We start from the raw sequence: 15,447 nt of genomic DNA on the forward strand, positions 1-15,447 counted from the left end.
ACTTCGCTGCCTTTTGAGGATTGCTCCGATAACCGATGGCGGATCGCAGCGGCGCTGATCGCAACGAGTGACGGGTTTTGCAAGAGCTCAAACCGACTTAGGCGCCGAGTGCTATGCCAGCGGAATGGTGTCGACGCGCAGACAGGGGCGGCACTGGAAAGCATGGACTGCAGGCAGATTGAGGATGGCAGGAAGCGTCGCCAAGAACGTCATCGGCCGTCCGCACTTGGAGCAGATCAGAACGGGCGGGCTGTCTTTCGCTGCGCAGACCATCGCCAAAATGCCTGAAGGGGTAGGGCACAATAGGCGGATGCTGCGGGGAGTTCATCTCGGGGCGACTACTGGGGTTTTTATCGGAATCTGGCACGCTCGTTTGCGGCGACCAGCTACCAGAGCTCTATTGCGCATGAACTAGAGCGCGAACCATGCTCGGCGTCGAAATCGCGACCGGCCGTCGTCGAATTGTACATTCCTCAGTCCGGAGACGTCGATTGCGTTTTTAGCCTCACGCCGCGCTACCTTCCGAAGTTCGCGCGCGACGAGGTCGCAGGGGGAGGTGCTTCTCAGCTCTGCTCAAGCGCAATTAGCAGGTCAGAAGTCCCCGGTCGGGTGCGCTTCTACAGCGGCAAGTACGGACCAGCGACAGAAAAGTGCGATTTTTTGAAACCCGCTGTCGCTAGACGTCAGCGCATGTCGAGATGGAACGACACTCCGCTCGGAGACCGTGTTCTCGGGCTGTGGGACTGACGCGCCAAAGCGCCCTCCGGAAGGGGATGCGGACTTTTCGCGTAGGTCTAGTGCAACACGCGGGCGGCCTCGGCGAGCCGAACCCTTTCTCTCAGCTCCTCGAGCTCCTGAAGCATTTTCAGGAGATCGGGCAGGACGTTTGCCCGCTTCAAAATTCGGGTCGTTTGTCCCATCGCTATACGCCTCCATAGCCTCCTGACGGCGAGCCACATCAAGGCGCACAGAGGCAAATTTTCCCCTGCAAGGGAATGAACAATCTTAACCAGATCAGGGTGGGATGATCGCGGAGCCTGGACAACGCGAAGCGATCCTATGCCGGGGATTGCGCGTCATCCGCGATAGGCGGACCATCGGCCTTGCCGGGCCTCATCGGCTCAGCGGTTGCCACAGCCAGCGTAGACAAAGCGCGGCTCGATATCAGACAGGCGGACATCATCAGGCCAGCGATCGGCGCTCAGCGCTACGTGATGGCCGCAGTGGCGGTAGACCACGACGCCCTGCAAGCCCATCTCGCGCATCTTGCCGAACATGATCTTCACTGCTCGGCCGTCCGCGTGCCTCCGTGATGATTGCGCCCACGCGTCGAGATAACGCGCAACCGTCGCGGGTATGTCCTTAAACTCCGCAGGAATGTTCTTCATGTTCACGCGCAATCGATTCGCCAACACGGGGCCCACACAGAGCTTTTCGGTTCGGTTGGTCTTGTCGGCTAAGCAGTCGATCCGGCCTTTGGTGAGCGCGCTGGGGCTCGAACCCAGGACCCCGTGATTAAAAGTCACGTGCTCTACCGGCTGAGCTACGCGCTCCCATGGCCGCTGATGGCTTAAAGAGATCGCCATCGTGGTCGGACATTCGAGAAGCATGTCTTGCCGCTGCGCTTAAGCTGGCGTCGCGGGGAAAAACCGGCTGTTTCCGGATCATGCTTTCGGCTCGCGCTGTGTAGGGGGATGGGGCACTGAGGTCAATAGCGAGGGTGGTTGCCGAAAGTCGCGGCAGGGGCGGGGATTTGCTTGCTAACTCCGCTGGTTAGGCGGGGAGTTTCAACCTGAATGGCGGCCGTCATCCACGCTGAAGTGCGGGAGGTCGCCGGAAGAGTTCGGCCCGCATGGTTCGCCCGGCGATGCGGAGCATCGTCCGGAGACGCCCGCTTTGGCGGACTCCTCACATGAGGGTTCGGCAATCTCGCCGCGGGCTCGACCTCATCCTGAGGGTGCCCGCCGGAGGCAGGCGTCTCGAAGGAGGGCTGCAAGCGAACCTCAGCCCGTCACTGGGTTTCCCGCCGCACCTCGTTCGGCACCGGCTGCGGCGTGCCGGGGGCCGGCAGCGCGACCGGACGCAGGCCGATCAGCTCGGCGGTACGGATCGCGCTGTCGCGCCAGAACTGGAACGAGTTGATGCGGCTGAGCTCGAGGATGGCGATGGCGACCGCGGCCAGGAACGGCAGGCTTTGCAGCACCAGCACGCCGGCGAAGATGTAGATTTCGGTGATCTGGCGGTAGCTGTTGGTGGCGATCAGCACGCCCGCGCCGATCAGGAGCAGGGTGCCGATCACGGCCTCCCAGAACGCCTGGAACTCGATCGACATCCGGGACAGGCCGCCCTTGGAGGTGCGGGCGAAGGCGATGTGCTCGGTGATGAGGCCCTGCGCCACCGCGCGCGACACCGTCCACTGCACGCTCATCGCCGCGATCATGGCGCCCAGCATCTGGCCGGGCTTGATGGCGACGCGGGCGCGGTACATCGACAGGAAGTGCGCCAGCGAGACGATGAAGGCGCCGATGATCGGCAGCGTCAGGATCTTGTCGGGAATGGCGATGTCGGCGAAGGCGACGATCGGCACCCAGACGAGGTTGAGCAGCGCCACGACCACGCCGAGGCTTTCCGCGCCGAGCCAGTTCAGCCAGCCCAGGCCATATTCGCGCTTCTGGTCGGGCGTCAGCCGGCTCTTGCCGGGCAGGAAATAGCGCCAGTGCTTCTTGACGATCTGGAGGCCGCCATAGGCCCAGCGGTGACGCTGCTTCTTGAAGGCCTCGTAGGTGTCGGGGAGGAGGCCCTGGCCGTAGCGGTGGTTGGTGTAGTGGGTGGTCCAGCCGAGCTCCTGGATCGCAAGGCCGAGATCTGAATCCTCGCAGATCGTGTCGGACGACCAGCCGCCGGCCATGTCCATCGCCGCGCGGCGGATCAGGCACATCGTGCCGTGCACGATGATGGCGTTGGCCTCGTTGCGCTGGACCATGCCGATGTCGAAGAAGCCGGCATATTCGCCGTTCATGATGTAGTGCATGATCGACAGATCGCCGTCGCGATGCTCCTGCGGCGCCTGCACGAGGCCGACACGCGCATCGGCGAAGGCAGGCACGAGGTCCTTCAGCCAGTCGGGATCGACGGCATAGTCGGCGTCGAGGATGCCGATGATCTCGGCATCGGCGGCGGTGCGCTCCATCGCAATCCGAAGAGCGCCGGCCTTGAAGCCCTGCACCTTCTCGGCGTTGATGAACTTGAAGCGTTCACCGAGCGCGCGGCAATGGTCCTGGATCGGCTGCCAGAACGCGGGATCCGGCGTGTTGTTGATGATGACCACGCATTCGTAGTTCGGATAGTTCAGCCGCGACAGCGCATCCAGCGTCTGCTTGAGCATCTCGACCGGCTCGAAATAAGCGGGGATGTGGATCGAGACCTTTGGGCAGTAATTCTCGGGAACGTTCTCGACCGGCTTGCCCTTGCTGAGCAGCCGCTGCGGCGACCGGCCGAAGGCGACGGCTGCGATCTCGTCGATGCGCGCCATCGCAATGAGGACGAGGGGCACAAGCAGGATCATGCCGAGCGTGAGCGCGAAGGCCGAGCCGATGATGAAGTAATGGCTGTTCCAGAACGCGAACACGGTCGCGGCCCAGGCGCCGACGCCGTTGGCGGTCGCCGACAGCAGGAAGGCCTGCTTCGCGGTCGGCTTTTCAATCCGCAGGATCGGCAGCGACAGCAGGATGCCGACCAGGAGCGCGATGCCCATCAGCTTCCAATAGTCGGGGTTCTCGACCGGACCGGTCCAGGCGAATTTCGGCTCGCGGCTGGCGTTGAGGATGCCCCAGTAAGGACCGACGCCGCCTTCGAAGAATTTCCAGGGCTGATCGATGGCCTCGACGATGTTGTATTCCATGCCGATGGCTTCGGCGCGGCTGACGAAATTGCGCAGGATCAGGGCTTGCTGGAACGGACCCGGATCGGCGTTGCGCAAATTGTAGCCCTGGCTCGGCCAGCCGAACTCGGCGATCACGATGCGCTTGCCGGGGAACAGGTTGCGCAAGAGATTGTAGCGGTCGACGGCCTGGTCGACCGCCTGGTCGGAGCGGAAGTTTTCCCAATAGGGCAGCACGTGCGCGGCGATGAAATCGACGCTGGAGCCGAGGTCGGGATTGTCGCGCCAGATGTTCCAGATCTCGCCGGTGGTGACGGGCACGCGGACCGAGCCCTTCACCTTCTTGATCATGTCGATGAGGTCTTCGACCTTCTGCTCGCCGCGGTAGATCACCTCGTTGCCGACGACGACGCCGACGACGTTGCTGTTCTTGCGGGCGAGCTCGATGGCGGCCTTGATCTCGCGCTCGTTGCGATCCTTGTCCTTGTCGATCCAGGCGCCGACGGTGACCTTGAGGCCGAACTCGGCCGCGATCGGCGGCACCAGTTCCACGCCGCCGGTGGACGAATAGAGGCGGATCGCGCGCGTCATGGTCGACAGCGTCTTCAGGTCGGCGCGGATTTTCTCGACGGTCGGGATGTTGTCGATGTCGGGGTGGGCCGAGCCCTCGAACGGCGCGTAGGAGACGCTGGGCAACAGGCCCTTGAAGTCGGGCGCGGGTTCCTTGTCGCGCAAGACTCCCCATAGCCCTGCGTGAAGCGCAGACACGAGCAACAAAACGGCGGCGACAACGCGCATCGCGGCTAAACCAAAAGGGGCTGAGGGGGCAGGGAAGCGGATCCGCCCCCGAGATCCGACCAAGTCCGCGGCAAAGGGAGCATATCTCCGTCGCACGGTTTCACAACTGTCATGGCCTCATGTCCTTATGAGGGCATGGCCTTTTTCGAACGACGCGCGGCGGTGCCAACCGCGTCTATGGCCGATCGTTTCTGAACGACAGCTGAAACGATCGCGGCTATTTCTGGGGCGCCGGTGTCGGGCTTGCCGCGGGCGATGGGCTGGCGGCCGGCTGCGGCTGCGCATTGTTGGCCGCGGGAGCGGCCGGCTGTGCCGCTGCGGCCGCCGCCTGCTGCGGCTGGGCCGCCGGGTTGATCCAGCAGGCATGCACGCGGCTGTCCAGGGTCTCGGCGACCTTGGGATCGATCTGGCCGCCGAACCGGGTCAGGCAGCGGAAGGCCGCCTGGATGTGGCCGCCGGGGCAGCCGAAGCGGTCATAGAGGTCGAGATGGCGGAACGCGGTATCGAGGTCATCCCGCCACATCAGCCGCACCACGCGCCGGCCGAGCCACACGCATTCGGGATTGCCGGCCGGGCCGCTGATGACCTGGGCCGCTTCGGCGAATTCGTCGGTGCGGCGCTGGTTCTGGGCCGCATCCTTGGCGGCGTCGGCGGGCTGGGCGGCGGCCTTGCCCTGGTCCGGCGCGGGCGTGCCGCTCTGGGCGGAAGCGCCACCGAGACCGGCGAGAACGAGAAGAAGGCAGGAGACGGCCAAGGTGGCGGCGAACTGCCGCAGGACCGCATTTCGTGACTCGAACACCCGTTGCCGCATGAATTCCCCAATGTATCCGCTGGCCGTCCGCGTCAGGATCCCGCGGACGCGCCGGTGATGGCGTCCAAATGGGTCTCCAATGCGGCGGAAAAGTCTTTCCGAGTCCATGACCTGTATTTGGAATTTTGTCCAGCAAAGTCACGATGCTAGGCCCCGGTCGAACAGCCGCAGCCCCATTCCTTTGGGGCAGGCGCGGATCCTTGAGAGTGGATCGGCATTTGGACACCCTCTTTGGACACCCCCTTGGCAGACGGCGTGCAAGCAGGTAATCGACGGACCCTTCGCGGAGGACGGAACCGATTTCACTTCGTACGCCACTGGCGCTTCTGCTCGTTTCACTGGGTGCGATTGCTGCCGTGTGGTGGTGGTTGGCGACGCCGATCACGCTCGCGCGCGCCCCGATCGATCCCGCCGAGAAGGTCCAATGCGTCTCCTACGCGCCGTTCCGCGGCGAGCAGACGCCGCTGAACGCGTGGACCCATATCGAGGCCGAGCAGATCGAGCAGGACCTGCGCCAGCTCAAGGAGATCACCGACTGCGTCCGCACCTATTCGTTGGAGAACGGGCTCGACCAGGTGCCGGCGATCGCCGCCAAGGTCGGCGGGCTGAAAGTGCTGCAGGGCATCTGGCTCTCCAGCAACCGAGCCAAGAATTTTGAGCAGGCCGCGCTCGCCATTCGTCTCACCAAGGAATTCCCCGCGATCATCACCGCCGTCATCGTCGGCAACGAGGTGCTGCTGCGCGGCGAGATGACGACGGCGGACCTCGTCTCGATCATTCGCCTGGTGAAGACGCAGGTCAGCGTGCCCGTCACCTATGCCGACGTCTGGGAATTCTGGCTGAAGAACCGCGAGGTCTATGACGCCGTCGACTTCGTCACCATTCACATCCTGCCCTATTGGGAGGATATGCCGGTGAAGGCGAAGTTCGCCTCCGCCCATGTCGAGGCGATCCGCGAGCGCATGGCGGTGGCGTTTCCGGGCAAGGAAATCCTGATCGGCGAGACCGGCTGGCCGAGCGAGGGGCGCATGCGCGACGGCGCGCTGCCCTCACGCACCAACCAGGCGCGGGTGGTCTCGGAAATCCTGGCTCTGGCGAAGGCGCAGAAGTTTCGCGTCAATCTGATCGAGTCCTACGACCAGCCGTGGAAGCGCAAGCTGGAAGGCACCGTCGGCGGCTATTGGGGCCTGTACGACTCGGTGCGCCGCAGCTTGAAATATCCGCCGGGCGAGCCGATCAGCAATTTCCCGTACTGGAAATGGTACATGGGCGCCGGCATGGGCCTTTCCGTGCTGGTGTTCGCGGTTGCGCTCATCACGTTGCGCCGGCGGCCGTGGACGCCGCGCTTCTCGGCCTGGCTCGGCGTCGCCATCTCGGCGACGACGGCGGGCAGCCTGCTCGGGATCGGCGCCGACAAGCTTTATTATGAGAGCTACGGCATCGGCGGCTGGCTGCTCTGGGGCGCGCTGCTCGCGGGCGGTATCCTGTCGCCGATCTTCTGCGCGCAGGCGATGGTGATCGGCCGCAGCCTTCCGACCTTTCTCGATCTGCTCGGTCCGCGCGAGGGCCGAAAATGGTCGAAGCTCACCGCGGTGCTCGGCCTGACGCTCGCGGTGACGGCCGTGATCGCGGCCGCGACTGCGCTCGGTTTCGTTTTCGACCCGCGCTACAAGGATTTTCCCTACGCCGCGCTGACGATGGCGGTCGTGCCGTTCGCGCTGTTGATGCTGAATCGGCCGCAGATCGGCCAGCGTCCGATCGCGGAATCGGTGTTCGCGGGCGTGCTCGCGTTGTCGGCGGTGTTCGTGCTGTTCAACGAGGGCCGCGACAATTGGCAGTCGCTGTGGACCTGCACGATCTATCTGTTGTTCGCGCTCACGCTGTGGCGGGCGCGGGCCGAGCAAACCCAAGAATGAACAGGCCGATCGCCAGGCCCGACAGCACGACATTGTAGAGCACGATGCCGAGGCCGGCGGCGATGATGCCGACGGTGAGCAGCACGATCGACGGCCGCATCAGGTTCAGCGTCGCAACCACCAGCGCGACGATGCCGAACACCGAATTCTTGAACAGCACCGTCGAGACCGACCGCGCCTTGCAGATCATCGTCTGAAGCCCGGCGTCGCAGGTGAGAGCGACCTGCGACAGCTCGATCGCAAGGTAGCGCAGATAGAGCGCATAGCCGACGGACGCGAAACCGACGACGATCAGGAACTGCACCTGGTAGGGCGAGAGGCGGAAGGGCTTTTTTGTCATGGCTGCAATATGGTCGTGATGGCGCGGGCAGGCAACAGGGCAGGCGATGTTTCTGTTGATCCGGCTCGCCCACGACGTGCGCGAGGGGCCGTCAAAGCCGGCTTTGCGTCGCCCGATTCTGGTCCGCGAGCCGTCGCTCGTATTTCTCAGCCAATGCAAGCAGGCGTTTTCTGATGTAGGGGTCCGCCTGCTCGGCCAGCTCGCGGATCAACGCGAGTTGCTCCCGCAGAAACTTCGCGTCCGTCATCTCCGCTCCGAATCAAAATCCGTCGCGGATACTGCCGCCTTACGCGGACCTCTTCCGTATCATTTGGTATGTTTGCTATTTCAATCCCAGCCGGCGCTCGACCCAGCCAAGAACGAACAGCACGAGCAGCGTGACGGCGATCGCTGCGGCGACCAGCAGCCAGGCTCCGAGCGCGCAGGCAATCCCGAGGCCCGCCGCAATCCAGACGGTTGCCGCGGTCGTGAGGCCGTGCACGGTCTTCGCCTTGGCGTCGTGCAGGATGACGCCCGCGCCGATGAAGCCGACACCGGTCAGCACGCCGGCAACGACGCCCTGAATGACCCGGGAGATCGCATCGGGGTGGTCACGCAGATTCTGGAACTCGATCACGGAGATCGAGACCAGCGCGGAGCCGAGAGCGACAAGCGCCAGGGTGCGCATTCCGACCGGCTTGTCGTTCATGTCGCGGTCGATGCCGATCAGCAGCCCTGTTCCCGCCGCGACGAGAAGCCTCAGCACATCATCCAGTTCGTTCATCGAAGCTCGTGCGTTTCGGGAGACGGACGCTTGGCGTGCGCCCGGCAGATCGGGACTAAACGCCAACTTGGTGAGAAAGAGCCGCTGAGATCCAAGCGTCCGATGGTCGCATGCCCGCGAACTCCGAGCGATCATCGGCGATCAGGCAGCGCGAGCCGCCGTTCGACAAGGCGATGGCGCCGACCAGCCTGGTCGACGCCATCTGCCAGAGTAGAACGCGACCGCGCACCATCACTTCTTGCTGGTGTTCGAGCCCGTGGTGGTCTGCATCTTCTGTCCCGGCGCGCTCTCCGAGTGGCCCGGTCCCTTGGTGGTATTGGTCTGGTGACCAGGGGCGTACTCGGACGCGCCGGGTCCCGTCGAAGGCTTCTTTGTGTTGTGCATTTGCTGACCCGGCGCGTTGCTCGAGGCGCCCGGCGATTTCGTCGTTTGCGCAAGCGCCGGAGATGCCGCCAGAAGCGCGGCCGTTGCGATGATCAATGTCTTCACGTGGGTTTCTCCCGAGGTCATGGAGGCGGGCGCGCGTGATTTCTCACATCGGCCGCTCCGGTTCACGACCGGGACAACTTGGCAATTGGCGGGTGGTTTCTCTTCTCGGACCGAAATTTAGGTTCATCGGCGCGCGCAAAAACACGCCGGCATTCACCGCCCGTTCAGGTGCAATGTTTATCGCCTGAAGAACGACGACAGCGTCGATCCCGCGGACGCAGACGCGGTCTCCGGCTTCGCCGGCGCGGGCTGCGCCGCAGGCGGGGGCGCGGGCTCTTCGCGCTTCGACGAGCGCTTGGAGGAGTAGCTGCGGCGGCGCTGCGGCTTCTCGGGCTTTGCACTCGGCGCGGGCGCGGTTTCGGCTTGCGGGACCGCGTCCTGGTTCTTCTCGGAGTTCTTCTCTTGAACTCTGTCCTGGGACTTCTCTTGTCCCTTCTCCGATCCGCCGCGCATCGAGAGGCGCTGGCCGTCGAAGACGGCGGTCTCGCAGTGACGATCGTTCTCCGCGAGGCTCGCGCAGAATTTTGCGGCGGCGGCGGCGTTGACCAGCGGACCGGCACCCAGGCGAAGCTGCATGCCGAGGCCGGTGTTGCCTTCCTTGATCATGATGATCGGTCGCAGTGCTGCGATTTCCGGATTGGATTTGCTCAGGCCGCGCCAGAGCGCGCGCAGGCCGTCGATCGAATTGGCGCCGCCGAGGTCGATCGCAAAACGCGTCTGCTGGACCGCGATGGCGGGGGATTCGTTCTCGGCTGCCTCAGGTGCCTTCGCGGCTGTCGCGACGACTTCGGTCGGGGCGGGCGCCGGCTCGACTTTCTTCTCGGCGGCCTTCTCGTTTGTCTCGGGTTGAATCAATTTCGACGCGGCTGGATCGGGCGGCGCCATGATCGACTTGGACGGCACCAGCGGTATGGTCGGCAACGCCGAAGTCGTTGCCAGCGGCTGCTGCACGAGCGAGGCGGCGGCGGCAGTCTGCGGTGGCAGGCTCGACGGCTCCTTTGCAACTTCCTTGAGCGTATCCTTGACCGTGACCGTATCCTTGGGCGTGTCCTTGGGCGTGTCCTTGGCGGCCTCGGTGCGGGGCTTGTCGCCGGCGGAGGCGGGGGTCGAAGCGACCGGCGCGACGCTGGGCGCCGTCGGCGTGGCATCCTGCGGCTTGCCGGGCTGCGGTGGTGCGGTGGGTTGCTTGGCGATGGCGCCGGTGACGGAATCGAGCCCTTGCTCGACCACGGTGACACGGGAATAGAGCCGGTCGCGATCCGTGTTCAGCGTCTCGATGGCGGCCGCAAGCCGGCGGGCCTCGTTCTGGCTCTCCTTGGCCAGCGCCTGGAGCCGCTCTGCCTGGCGCGCGAGATCGGCGGACGCAACCTGGTCGCGCCGCCAGCCGAGTTGGGCCTGATTGGCCATCACCGCGATGACGACGGCGCCTACGGCTGCCACACCCCAGGAGCCCAGCCGCCACATCATGCGGCGGTCGAACGCGCTTTCCTCGGCCACAAGTCCGGAGAACAGCCCGCCGGTCTCCTTGGTGCCGAAGGCATCCGCCAGTGGGTCGGAATCCTTTGCCATGAACGTTAAGTGCCCAGCCCTGTCCGGCTTCCCCGAATCAATCAGGGAACATTAACAGGAAAAGCGTGTCGCACTTGAATTCCGGGCGTTTGCGGGGGTAGCAAGGCAAGAGCTTTTGAGGGTGGCTGCCCGCCCGTCGCGCCAATTGATTCGGCCGTATCTGACAGGATTTCGATGACCGCCCGTTCCAGCCTCACGATCGTGCTCGCCGCCGGCGAAGGCACGCGCATGCGATCGAACCTGCCGAAAGTGCTGCATCCGGTAGCCCACCAGACCTTGCTCGCCCACGTGCTCGCCGCGGCACCCCAGGGAACCGGCACCTCGCTCGCGGTCGTGATTGGCCCCGATCACCAGGCGGTCGCGGACGAGGCAAAGCGCATCCGGCCCGACGCGCTCACCTTCGTGCAGGCCGAGCGGCTCGGCACCGCGCATGCGGTGCTGGCGGCGCGCGAGGCGATCGCGCGGGGCGTGGACGATCTCCTAATCGCCTTCGGCGATACGCCGCTGATCTCGGCCGAGACCTTTGCACGGCTGCGCGCGCCGCTCGCCAGGGGCGCGGCGATCGCCGCGCTCGGCTTTCGCGCCGCCGATCCCACCGGCTATGGCCGCTTCATCGTCGAGGGCGAACGCCTGGTCGCGATCCGCGAGCAGGCCGATGCCAGCGCAGAGGAGCGCAAGATCGATCTGTGCAATGCCGGCGTGATGGCAATCGACGGGCGCCGGGCGCTCGAAATCCTCGGGCAAATCGGCAATGCGAATTCAAAGGGCGAGTATTATCTGACCGACGCGGTCGAAATCGTCCGCAAGCAGGGATGGGAGTCCGTGGTGATCGAGACCAGCGAGGATGAAGTGCGCGGCATCAACACCAAGGCGCAGCTTGCGGAAGCCGAAGCCGTGATGCAGGCGCGCTTGCGGAAAGCGGCGATGGAGGCCGGCGTCACGCTGATCGCGCCCGAGACCGTTTATCTGTCCGCCGACACATTGTTCGGCAAGGACGTGATGATCGAGCCTTTCGTGGTGATCGGCCCCGGCGTGTCGATCGCCGACGGCACCGTGATCCACTCGTTCTCGCACATCGTGCAGACCACGCTTGGCAAGAACGTTTCGATCGGCCCCTATGCGCGCTTGAGGCCCGGCACCTCGCTCGGCGACGGCGCGCGCATCGGCAATTTCGTGGAGACCAAGGCGGCGACGCTGGAGGCCGGCGTCAAGGTCAATCATCTCTCCTACATCGGTGACGCCACCGTCGGCGCCAATTCCAACATCGGCGCCGGCACCATCACCTGCAACTACGATGGCTTCAAGAAACACAAGACAATCATCGGGCAGGGCGCCTTCGTCGGCACCAATTCCTCGCTGGTCGCCCCGGTCAAAATCGGCAATGGCGCCTATATCGGCTCGGGCTCGGTGATCACCCGCGACGTGCCTGACGATGCGATGGCACTGGAGCGCAACCAGCAGACCATCCGCGAAGGCGGCGCTGCGCGCTATCGCGAGCTGAAGACGGGCGGCAAGAAACCGGAGAAATAGGCACTATTCTGTTGTGTCGCAGCACACGCCGCCCTCATCCTGAGGGCCCGCTGGAAGCGGGCGTCTCGAAGGAGGGCCGCGGGCGAGATGCGGGGGCTTCATGGCTCGAGACGCGCTTTGCGCTCCTCACCATGAGGGTCTTCGTCCGTAGGCGCTATTCGTCGTCGGCGAATTCGGAGAAGATCGCGCGGGTCAGGCGCCAGCCGCGCGGCTTGGCGCGTTTGGCCGGCTCGCCTTCAGCGTGCTTCAGGAAGACCGGCTTGCTTTCCTTGCCGCGCTGGGGCGGCGGCCAATGCGCCAAATGCGTGCCCGTGGTCTCGCTGGCACGCAAGTACATCGATGACAGACCTTTGCGGTCGGACGAGCCTTTCATGGCTTTGCTCTCCTGCACCGGAATCGTTGGTCAAACATATTGACAACAAGTTAACGTGCGCTGTCTAAGGCCGGCCAATTCGACGCAGGCGAAGCTCAGGTTGCGGTCCATGCTGTCTCAATCCGCAATAATTATTGAGTATATGGTTCCCTGGGATTTTCGCTAAAAACCGGGCGCGTCGTTTAGGCGATTTTTCGACGATTTGGGGGATAGTGATCCGCATGTGCGGGATTGTCGGCATTCTCGGGCGCGAGCCGGTTGCAGAGCAGCTGGTGGATTCGCTCAAACGTCTTGAATATCGCGGCTATGACTCGGCGGGCGTCGCCACGCTCGAAGGCAAGCACATCGAGCGCCGTCGCGCCGAGGGCAAGCTGAAGAACCTGGAGAAGCGGCTGGAAGCCGAGCCGCTCCAGGGCACCACCGGCATCGGCCATACCCGCTGGGCCACCCACGGCAAGCCCACCGTCAACAACGCCCATCCGCACGCGACCGAGCGCGTCGCCGTGGTCCACAACGGCATCATCGAGAATTTCCGCGAGCTGCGCGAGGAGCTCGAGAAGAAGGGCACGGTGTTCCACACCGAGACCGACACCGAGATCGTGCTGCACCTGGTCGACGATTTGCTCACGCGCGGCAACAAGCCGGTCGAAGCCGTCAAGCTGGCGCTGGGGCGACTCCGCGGCGCCTTCGCGCTCGGCTTCATCTTCGCCGGCGACGGCGACCTGATGATCGGCGCCCGCAACGGGCCGCCGCTGGCGATCGGCTATGGCGACGGCGAGATGTATCTCGGCTCGGACGCCATCGCGCTCGGCCCGTTCACCGACACGATCAGCTATCTCGAAGATGGCGACTGGGTCGTGTTGACGCGCAAGAGCGCGTCGATTTTCGACAAGGACGGCAATGCCGTCCAGCGCGACAAGATCAAGCATGCCGCCTCGACTTCGCTCGTCGACAAGGCGAACTATCGCCACTTCATGGCGAAGGAGATCCACGAGCAGCCGGAAGTGGTCGGCCACACGCTGGCGCGATACGTCGACATGGCGACCGAGCGCGTCGCGCTGCCGGTCAAGCTCCCCTTCGACTTCAAGAACATCCAGCGCATCAACATCACGGCCTGCGGCACCGCGAGCTATGCCGGCTACGTCGCAAAATACTGGTTCGAGCGCTTTGCGCGCGTGCCGGTCGAGGTCGATGTCGCCTCCGAATTCCGCTACCGCGAGGCGCCCTTGCGCAAGGGCGATCTCGCCATCTTCATCTCGCAGTCGGGCGAGACCGCCGACACGCTTGCGGCACTGCGCTATGCCAAGGCCGAGGGCGTGCATACGGTCGCCGTCGTCAACGTGCCGACCTCGACGATCGCGCGCGAGAGCGAGACCGTGCTGCAGACGCTCGCGGGCCCCGAGATCGGCGTCGCCTCGACCAAGGCCTTCACCTGTCAGCTCATGGTGCTCGCAAACCTCGCGATCGCGGCCGGCAAGGCGCGCGGCGAATTGTCCGACGAGGATGAGACCAAGCTGGTCCATGGCCTCGTCGAGGTCCCGCGCCTGATGGCGGATGCGCTCACCACCGAGCTGCAGATCGAAAAGCTCGCGCACAGGATCGCCAAGTCGCGCGACGTGCTCTATCTCGGCCGCGGCACCAGCTTCCCGCTTGCGCTCGAAGGCGCGCTGAAGCTGAAGGAGATCTCCTACATCCACGCCGAGGGGTATGCTGCCGGCGAGCTCAAGCACGGGCCGATCGCGCTGATCGACGAGACGATGCCTGTCGTCGTCATCGCGCCTTACGACCGGGTGTTCGAAAAGACGGTCTCCAACATGCAGGAGGTCGCCGCGCGCGGCGGCAACATCATCCTGATGACGGACGCGAAGGGTGCGGAAGAGGCGACCGTGGAGTCCCTCGTCACCATCGTCATGCCCGACATGGCGGCGGCCTTCACCCCGATGGTCTATGCCGTTCCCGTGCAGCTGCTCGCCTATCACACGGCTGTCGTCATGGGGACCGACGTCGACCAGCCTCGCAACCTCGCGAAATCGGTGACCGTGGAATAGGCAGAAGGGATATCAGTCGGTCGCGGACTTCCAAAACCTGCTAGAAGACCCTAGCTTGTGTGCTGCGACCGACCTGGAACCCGAATGACCCCCCGCGACGACGCGCCTGCGCCTCTTGATCCCCTCCCGGAACCGCATACCGGCCTGATGGGCCGCTTCCGCAACTATTTTCTGACTGGCCTCGTGGTGACGGGCCCAATCGCCATCACCCTGTATCTGGTCTGGTGGTTCGTGACCTGGGTCGACGGCGTGGTGCGGCCGTTCGTGCCGCTGGCCTACCGGCCCGAAACCTATTTGCCGTACGTCATTCCCGGCTGGGGATTGGTCGTCGCATTTTTCACGCTGACGCTGGTCGGATTCCTCGCCGCCAACCTGATCGGCCGGACGCTGGTCGATGTCGGCGAGACCTTCCTCGGCCGGATCCCGGCCGTGCGCGCCATCTATCGCGGCCTGAAGCAGGTGTTCGAGACGCTGTTCTCGGGCAAGGGCTCGAGCTTCCGCAAAGTCGGGCTGGTCGAGTTTCCCTCGCCAGGCATGTGGTCGATCGTGCTGATCTCGCAATCGCCGAATGAAGAGGTCGCGCGCAGCCTGCCGGGGCAGGAGGAGCATGTCTCCGTGTTCCTGCCGTGCTCGCCGAACCCGACCACCGGATTCTTCTTCTACGTGCCCAAGAGCAAGATCGTCGAAGTCGACATGAGCACCGAAGACGCCGCGACCTTGATCATGTCGGCCGGCGTGGTGCAGCCGGGCTCGGCACCCGATCCGAAAAAGGCCGCCGCGCTCGCGGGCATGGCGAATGCCGCGCGCATCGCCAACGCCTCGGCGCTTCGGCCCGAGCCTGCGAAGGTGGAGTAGGGCCATTCCGCTGCGGGATGGCCGCCGATCACGCGCGCGTTCGCATCCTCTGATATTCTCCGGTTCGCCTGAGCG

13 protein-coding genes and 1 tRNA gene are annotated in these 15,447 nt (G+C 64.5%); 4 read left to right on the forward strand and 10 right to left on the reverse strand.

What is annotated here, in order from left to right; genetic code table 11:
* Positions 1-1,121: 1,121 nt before the first annotated feature.
* From GDN70_RS19940 to GDN70_RS19955, 4 genes are all read right to left on the reverse strand, one after another.
* Positions 1,122-1,394: a hypothetical protein gene (locus tag GDN70_RS19940; protein ID WP_131233203.1), complete on the reverse strand. Its 273-nt coding sequence runs from the start codon at positions 1,392-1,394 to the stop codon at positions 1,122-1,124.
* A gap of 83 nt (positions 1,395-1,477) precedes the next feature.
* Positions 1,478-1,553 (reverse strand) — tRNA-Lys (locus GDN70_RS19945).
* Positions 1,554-2,011: 458 nt separating this feature from the next.
* Entirely contained in the window at positions 2,012-4,678 is a 2,667-nt protein-coding gene (locus tag GDN70_RS19950; RefSeq protein WP_028144540.1) for a glycosyltransferase, read from the reverse strand.
* 217 nt (positions 4,679-4,895) lie between these two features.
* Positions 4,896-5,489, reverse strand: coding sequence for a hypothetical protein (locus GDN70_RS19955; protein WP_038970384.1), 594 nt, complete (start codon positions 5,487-5,489; stop codon positions 4,896-4,898).
* 356 nt (positions 5,490-5,845) lie between these two features.
* Here GDN70_RS19955 and GDN70_RS19960 point away from each other — a divergent pair, with 356 nt between their 5' ends.
* Entirely contained in the window at positions 5,846-7,405 is a 1,560-nt protein-coding gene (locus GDN70_RS19960; protein WP_028144542.1) for a beta-1,6-glucan synthase, read from the forward strand.
* Here the strand turns inward: GDN70_RS19960 and GDN70_RS19965 are convergent.
* The 5 genes from GDN70_RS19965 to GDN70_RS19980 form a co-directional block, all read right to left on the reverse strand.
* Positions 7,365-7,745 (reverse strand): hypothetical protein, encoded by a 381-nt coding sequence (locus tag GDN70_RS19965; protein ID WP_028144543.1) that lies wholly within the window; start codon positions 7,743-7,745, stop codon positions 7,365-7,367. The genes GDN70_RS19960 and GDN70_RS19965 overlap by 41 nt on opposite strands.
* Positions 7,746-7,836: 91 nt before the next feature.
* Complete coding sequence (locus GDN70_RS35020; RefSeq protein ID WP_161966444.1) at positions 7,837-7,992, reverse strand: hypothetical protein; 156 nt, start codon at positions 7,990-7,992, stop codon at positions 7,837-7,839.
* A gap of 75 nt (positions 7,993-8,067) precedes the next feature.
* Entirely contained in the window at positions 8,068-8,508 is a 441-nt protein-coding gene (locus GDN70_RS19970; protein ID WP_018317958.1) for an MgtC/SapB family protein, read from the reverse strand.
* 231 nt (positions 8,509-8,739) lie between these two features.
* Positions 8,740-8,997: a hypothetical protein gene (locus GDN70_RS19975; RefSeq protein WP_028144544.1), complete on the reverse strand. Its 258-nt coding sequence runs from the start codon at positions 8,995-8,997 to the stop codon at positions 8,740-8,742.
* A gap of 177 nt (positions 8,998-9,174) precedes the next feature.
* Positions 9,175-10,566 carry a hypothetical protein gene (locus GDN70_RS19980; RefSeq protein ID WP_152102919.1) on the reverse strand — a complete coding sequence of 464 codons (1,392 nt, stop codon included), beginning with the start codon at positions 10,564-10,566 and terminating at the stop codon, positions 9,175-9,177.
* 174 nt (positions 10,567-10,740) lie between these two features.
* On the opposite strand from GDN70_RS19980, the gene glmU reads away from it, so the two are divergent.
* Positions 10,741-12,096, forward strand: a complete 1,356-nt coding sequence (glmU, locus tag GDN70_RS19985) for a bifunctional UDP-N-acetylglucosamine diphosphorylase/glucosamine-1-phosphate N-acetyltransferase GlmU (protein WP_152102920.1) — start codon at positions 10,741-10,743, stop codon at positions 12,094-12,096.
* Positions 12,097-12,250: 154 nt separating this feature from the next.
* Here the strand turns inward: glmU and GDN70_RS19990 are convergent, their stop codons facing one another.
* Positions 12,251-12,469, reverse strand: a complete 219-nt coding sequence (locus GDN70_RS19990; protein WP_038970382.1) for a hypothetical protein — start codon at positions 12,467-12,469, stop codon at positions 12,251-12,253.
* Between the two features lie 221 nt (positions 12,470-12,690).
* Here GDN70_RS19990 and glmS point away from each other — a divergent pair, with 221 nt between their 5' ends.
* Complete coding sequence (glmS, locus tag GDN70_RS19995) at positions 12,691-14,517, forward strand: glutamine--fructose-6-phosphate transaminase (isomerizing) (protein ID WP_152102921.1); 1,827 nt, start codon at positions 12,691-12,693, stop codon at positions 14,515-14,517.
* Positions 14,518-14,601: 84 nt separating this feature from the next.
* Complete coding sequence (locus tag GDN70_RS20000; protein WP_028144549.1) at positions 14,602-15,372, forward strand: DUF502 domain-containing protein; 771 nt, start codon at positions 14,602-14,604, stop codon at positions 15,370-15,372.
* The last annotated feature ends 75 nt before the right edge of the window (positions 15,373-15,447 follow it).

This window comes from Bradyrhizobium sp. TM102, from assembly GCF_009176685.1.
GTDB classification, from domain to species: domain Bacteria; phylum Pseudomonadota; class Alphaproteobacteria; order Rhizobiales; family Xanthobacteraceae; genus Bradyrhizobium; species Bradyrhizobium ottawaense.